We start from the raw sequence: 7,127 nt of genomic DNA, 5'->3' as shown, positions 1-7,127 counted from the left end.
GCTTCCACTATCTGTGCTTCCGCCATCTGTGCTTCCGCCATCTGTGCTTCCGCCATCTGTGCTTCCGCTACCTGAACCATCTGTTTGATTATTCAAAACCTTAACTTTGATCAATGACTTAGCAATATCTGACCCATCATTTACTGCTAACTCGAACTCTAGGTCCTTATCTACAGTCACACTTGGTGCTGTGAAAGCTAAGATTTGTGATGTTGCATCTTGAATTTCAACAGCCAAGCCCATTTTTTGCGTCCACTCATAACTCAATGAAGTTGACTCTTTATCAGTCGCTGATGCTGACACTGCCACCGCTGTTTGCTCATTCACCTGAATAAAGTCAGTAAGCGTGATAACAGGCAATGCGTTCACATGATTGAAAGTAATATTGAATTCACGTTCAACAATCCCATAGCCATCATTTAGAACTAAAGTTAACACCGTATCGATAGACTCAGCTAATTCGCCGACAGTAAGTGTTACTTTACCGTCATCTTTTGGCTCAAGTTCAATAGCCGCATTCGAAATTGACCAAGTGTAACTAATCTCATCTTTGTCTAAATCGAAACTTTGTGACGCATCGAGTTCAAATGACGTATTTTCATTGATACTTTCTGGCGCTTCTAATACCAGTTCAGGTAAACGGTTAGCATCAGCAATAGCGAGCTTAGCAACCACCTCTACTTGGCCGTTTACTGAGCCATCTAAGTCCATATCACCACCATCAGTTACATTAAATGCAACACAATGAGTACATGATTCATCAGTCTGAACTTCTTCTAGAGTGATCCAACCATTTGACGTTAATGCGCGTACTTTAGGTGTTGTATTTAGTAACGTCGTAACTTGGCTTGGTAAGGTCAGCGTCGCGCTTGTATTACCCGCTAGTAAAACCGCAGTCACACTAGCCGTTTTACTGATGTCTCTGTAATGAGGGTCAAATAATTGCTCAGTACTACCAAATGCCGTTTCACTGTATTGCTCAACCATCTCAGCAGTGATTGACATATCCGTTGCAAAGCCATCTGTAAGGCCTGACTTAACTTGACCTAAAGTAACTCGTGCGCTCATATCTAACACATTAAGAGATTGGTTATCACCGAGTGTTGCGATACTTGGGCTGCTGATTGCATCAAGATAATCAACGATACCATCACGGTCTCTGTCTGTTACCCCTTCTTCAGCATCACTTATACCATCATTATCGGTATCTGCATCAGTTAATTCAAGAGGAGCAACAATAGTGATTGGTAACACTATTTCACTTGAAAGTGGTGATTCAGTGTTGGTTTCGGTCACCTTGATTGTGAAGTTATGTGTCCCAACCTCTAACTCACTTGGGTTAAAACCATAAGTACCATCTCGGTACCAAGTAGAGTAGTCCAAGTAACCTGATGAAAGTGCAGGGCTGACTTCAACTTCATGTTCATTACCCACGTTCAAGTCTTCAACAAAAAACCTTAGCTCAGCATAAGTTTGGGTTGACTCCAAAACTGAAGTTGGTAGCTGATCGACCATCAAACTAGCAGTAAGGTTAGGCGTATATTGTGCTGGTTTAACAGACAGTACTGATGTGTCATGCTCTGCGACATAAGCACCACTTACATTTTTAACTTTAATATTTGCACCTTCTATAAATAACGATGACTCTACTTTAATTTGCGGTGATAGTTTTAGATCACCGTTATCAATATAAAGCCCAAGAACATGGTTTCCATCTACTTCTAGGTCTAAACTCATTGAGCTAAAAGGTGATTCACCATCTAAAATTAGTGGCAAGCTCAATTCACCTTCTTGAGCGCTCACTATCGCCTCAGGAATAATTAGTTCAGGTAAAATACCCACATCTACTATGTGAGTCTCAGAGTTCCCACTCTTATCAGTCACTGATACAGGGATACGACGATTACCCGAATGTAAACTAACACTAGGGTCAATACTTACTGTTACATCGTACTGATCTACTCTGTCATAAAATACATTTCGCTCAGTGAGTAAAGCGGCCAACTGTTCATGCGTTCTTACAACCGCGTCTGATAATCCCCTGCGGTATTCAGGTGCAGTGGTATCTACAATATTAATTGTTTGAACATGATCTTCTGTTTCATTACCTACATTATCACGAGCACGCCAAGTAACTTGATGCGGCCCCAACTCTAAGTAATTACTACTCACCAAATAGACATTAGGTTCTAGATGGCCATTGTCTGTTACTTCAGGGATATAAATATCTCTTAATCGTGTTCTATCTGAACGCGCTTCAATTTTTTGTTCACTTAAGTCTACAAATACAGGGGCTTGATTCTCACCTTGAGATGCATCGTTAGGGTGAGAGTCTTCACTATCCTGAACACCGTCATTGTCAGTATCGTTAGTTGCTGGGTTAGAATTTAGGTTGTACTCTTGAATATTGGTCAAACCATCATAGTCGACGTCATGAGTTGCATCGTAGCTATCTCGAGGGTTCAATCCATACTCTAGTTCCCAAACATCGGGGATGCCATCACTATCTGAATCTCTATCTGCAGGTATTTCAATGCCAAGAGAGATATCATCAATATGAGAAGACCTTCTACCAATAAAACGAACCACGTTGAAACCATTTGACAATGAGATAGCACTCATTGTTTCTTGATATGAGTTAACATCTTTGACTAGCTGATCATTTAAATATACTTGTATATTCCGACCATTACTTTCAAACACAATTAAGCCTGCTTCAAACTCACCAGCAATGGCAAAGCCAGCTATATCATTGTAGTCATCAGTGTTTACTTTAAGGCTTTGGCTGCCTGATTGATGCCACTCTGTTGATAGCTCCCAACCGGCAGTTGAATCAGCTGTTTGAACAAACCACTCTGGTAATAAATCACTTTCAAAGTCTTCTGATAACTGTGAGATTTGACGTGGTAGTGAAGCCGATGAATTCACATCACTGTTAGCATAAAACTCTTGAAGGTTTGTATAACTGTCGACGTCGTTGTCTAATGCGGCATCAGCTGCATTAAGTGGATTAAGCGTATTGTCTACTTCAAAGCCATCCGGCAATTGGTCTGAGTCAGTATCAGAGTTAATTGGGCTAGTTTGAGCTTGGAATTCTTGTAACGCAGTAAGTCCATCAATATCTGAGTCTGTCTGCGCATCTGCCGAGTCATTCCAATTTAGCCCATATTCAAGCTCCCACAGATCAGGTAAACCGTCGTTGTCACTATCACGAGTGCTGTTATTCGTCAAAAATACAAAGTTATCTAAACGAACCAGATCCTCTTCAGTTGAATAAGAACCATCTTTACGATATCTAAACTCAATGGTATTTAACCCTTCAGGTATGCTTATATGCTGATATAACCAAGTTCGTTGAGGCAGTCCATAGGATTTGTAAACTTCCTCATCATTAATGAATATCTGCAAATAATCACAGCACCATTGTTGAGTATCCTGATATAAATCAAAAAGAAGTTTGCCTTCTGAAAATATGCCTGAAACAACAAATGAACTTATTTCATCATCAGAAATATCACCTGAACGAATACTCTGCTGGCCATCAGATGTCATATCTCTATCGATAACCCATTCAGCATTTGAGCTATCTGGCGTTGTTAACCATTCAGGTAAAGTATTACCTTCAAAAGACGTCGTTATATCCAGTGATGTAGGGTAAGACTCTGCATTATTCGGCTCGGTGCCAAGAGTAAACTCTTCTAAGTTACTAAAGCCATCATTATCTGCGTCTAATGCTGCATCTTCTGGATCTGTAGGCGCAAGACCATATTGTACCTCCCAGCCATCAGGCATACCGTCCGAATCTGAATCAGAGTTATTCGGCGCAGTCTGATTTTGGTATTCAGCTAGATTAGAAAGGCCGTCATTGTCTAAGTCACCGGTTGCGTCGCTTGCATCATTGATGTCTAGGCCATATTGAACTTCCCAATGGTCTGGCATGCCATCACTGTCTGAGTCTCTATCGCTGCCATTTGGTAACCAAATAAAGTTATCTAAAAGAATAAACCTTTCTGTGGAGTTACTATCAGTATCCTCGTAGTAGAGAAACTCTATCGTATTAAGGCCACTAGGTATGTTAACAATTTCTGTTTTCCATTCTGGAACAATAAAATCTGAATAAAAATATTCACCATTGACTATGACGGCAAAAAAATCACCGCCCTGCCCCATGTTTAAATATGACTGAAATAATAAAAGACCTTCATCAAAGTATCCAGTGATAGCAAATGAACTCGTTTGTCCACTAGTGATTTCTCCAGATCTGATACTTTGCTGTCCATCAGTAGCCATGTCAGTGTCAAGCACCCAAGCTGCATTTGAGTCATTTGGTGTCGTTAACCATTCAGGTAAAGTATTCTCTTCAAAAGACGTCGTTATATCTAATGCTACAGGGAACGAATCTGCATTATTTGGCTCGGTGCCAAGAGTAAACTCTTCTAAGTTACTAAAGCCATCATTATCAGCGTCTAATGTCGCATCTTCTGGATCATTAGGCGCAAGACCATATTGTACTTCCCAGCCATCAGGCATACCGTCCGAATCTGAATCAGAGTTATTCGGCGCAGTCTGATTTTGGTATTCAGCTAGATTAGACAGGCCATCATTGTCTAAGTCGCCCGCTGCGTCGCTTGCATCGTTGATATCTAGACCATATTGCACTTCCCAGAAGTCAGGCATACCATCTTGGTCTGTATCTAGTGAATTATCACCAATATAGATATTGTCGATATAAACAGCATCGGCTTGTGTACTTACACTAGCGTCTTTATCGAAAACGAACTCAATCTCATTGGCTCCAGGCAATACTGAGTAATTAAAAGAGCTCCACTCTTGCTGACCTGAAGTTCTTAAAACTTGCTCACCATTCAAATAAACTTCAAGGTAATCATAACCCTGCTCAGTATCTGTTTTATAATCAAAGCTAATCGCACCTTGCTGAGCAACAAACTCAAACTTAGTACTGGTTCGTTGACTGTCGCCGATGTCATTATTGGTTAAAACTTTTTGACCTTCGATTTCAGTTACAAACCAAGGTGAAGATTGATTTGAATGTACAAAGCTTTCTGGCACTAGACCGTCTTCAAAGTTATAGAAAAGTTCTAAAGTACCTTCAGGGAAAGAAGCCGCGTCAGTTGGATCGGTATCGTTGAAATACTCAATTACATTACTAAACCCATCTTCGTCATTGTCTAGATTCGCATCTGCTGAAGAAGTAGGATCTAATTGATATTGTACTTCCCAGCCATCTGGCATTCTGTCAGAGTCAGAATCTGCATTTGCTGGCGATGTATTGTATTGATTTACTTCATCACCATCTTGCAAGCCATCATTGTCACTGTCGGTGTTATTTGGGAATGAACCTAATTGATACTCTTGTAAATTACTCAAAGTATCTAAGTCTAAATCAAGCTCTGCATCATTCGCGTCTGCTGGATTTAAGCCATATAGCAACTCCCAGTTGTCATCCATGCCATCTTGGTCAGCATCAATAAACTGAATATTGTCACACTCAACACCCACTTGCTCAAAAGCTGAGACCACATCAGGGATTTCATAACCTAAATCAATCGCTGAGTTAATTACACCACATGCGCCATCTACAAAGTCTGTACTTGCAACCCAGTATTGCTGGTTTGCGCGTACCATCACATCAAATGCTTTGCGAACGCCCCAACCTTCTGTGTTCGCTAATAAGAAAAAAGCGCGATTAAATACACCACTACTATAGTGAACATCAATACCACCATAATAATCATCAGCATGATCGATCGAAGCACCATCTAAAGATGGGGTTTCAAAATATCTTATCGCAGTGGCGGTTTTCATAATGTCGGCGCCAATCAACCAGTCATTTTCACCACGTAAAAAGAACTCCGCGGCTTCACCTGCAATATCAGAGAACGCTTCATTGATGCCGCCAGATTGTTCTCTATAAATAAGATCTGAGTTTTGATCAGTAAAGCCATGACTGACTTCATGAGACACAATGTCTAAAGAGGTAAGTGGGTGGAATCGACTTGCGCCATCACCGAAGGTCATCGCGCTGCCATTCCAAAAGGCATTTTCGTAACTATTACCATAATGCACACGCATTAATAGTTGGAAAGTTAATGGAGCCGTACCGTACCAATCATTGTACATATCAAATACGGCCGTGCCATACGCATGGGCTTCATTTAATGGAGAATACGCTCCATTAATTTCTTTATGCGTGTTGCGACTACAAGGGAATGAGAATGCTTCTGTATTATTGTCATTAGACTCTAACGATACCGTTTTTACTTTCTCATTTTCTAGGTAACACGTATCTCCATCTTGCGTCACTTGCATAGCAGGTAGGTCATCACCAAACTCTACTCGACCCATTTTCTCATTACCGCCAGGCCCTGTTGCTTCAGCGTGATGAATATCATTCCAGTATTTTACAACTTTATTATTGTGCTCAGTGATTAGCGCTGTAGGCTTAAGCACTTCATTCGGCAACTTAATCTCAAGTTGAACCAATTGTGCAAATACGGCATCACCATTTTCTAGGTATACGTAGCGCTTTGTTTCATGAAGCTCATAATCTGTATTAGCATCTAACTTTGCTTTTTTTAGAATTGCTTGTGCAAAATCGTTATCATTTACAGTCTGAGTTTGAAGTTGTTTTAGCTTATTTACATCAAGGTTTGCAGCGTAAAAACCCGAAACATGCTGTGATGCAGTTTGAACACTTAATTGCTGTCCCCATATCGGCGTATTAAGCACAAATTGCTGCATACGCTGGTGAGTTGCTTTTAGTTGTTTTACACCATGATTATTGATAGGCGCAAAGTAAGTATTATTACTTGATAAAGTAGATTGAGCAGATATTAGAGCCTTTACTTCAGCTTGATTAAGGCTCGTCACTCTTTGAGAGTCAGCACAATATGCCGTGAGACTAGCGAAAACCGCCGAAGAAATTAGCCCTAACTTAGTCCAGTTAGCCATGCTATTCCTTTTTTAACATAGAGAACACAAAATAGACAAAAAGCGATGCGCACTTCTTGCCGAAAAGTAGTGATTGTACCTCTAATAGTGGGCGATAAACAAACAACACACAGCGATAAAGTAAACGATTGTTAATAAATAACCTGAGCTGCGCA

The 7,127-nt window shown here is 40.5% G+C and carries 1 protein-coding gene; it reads right to left on the bottom strand.

Annotated features, from left to right (window positions below; translation table 11 throughout):
- Positions 1 to 6,972: M4 family metallopeptidase (locus tag CWB72_RS20120; protein WP_138635180.1), on the bottom strand; the 6,972-nt coding region annotated here is incomplete at its 3' end.
- Positions 6,973 to 7,127 lie beyond the last annotated feature (155 nt).

Origin of the sequence: Pseudoalteromonas phenolica (assembly GCF_005886345.1) — a bacterium.
GTDB lineage: Bacteria > Pseudomonadota > Gammaproteobacteria > Enterobacterales > Alteromonadaceae > Pseudoalteromonas > Pseudoalteromonas phenolica_A.
Note: the sequence above shows the minus strand (reverse complement) of the source record. Positions and strands in the feature narration are given on the sequence as shown.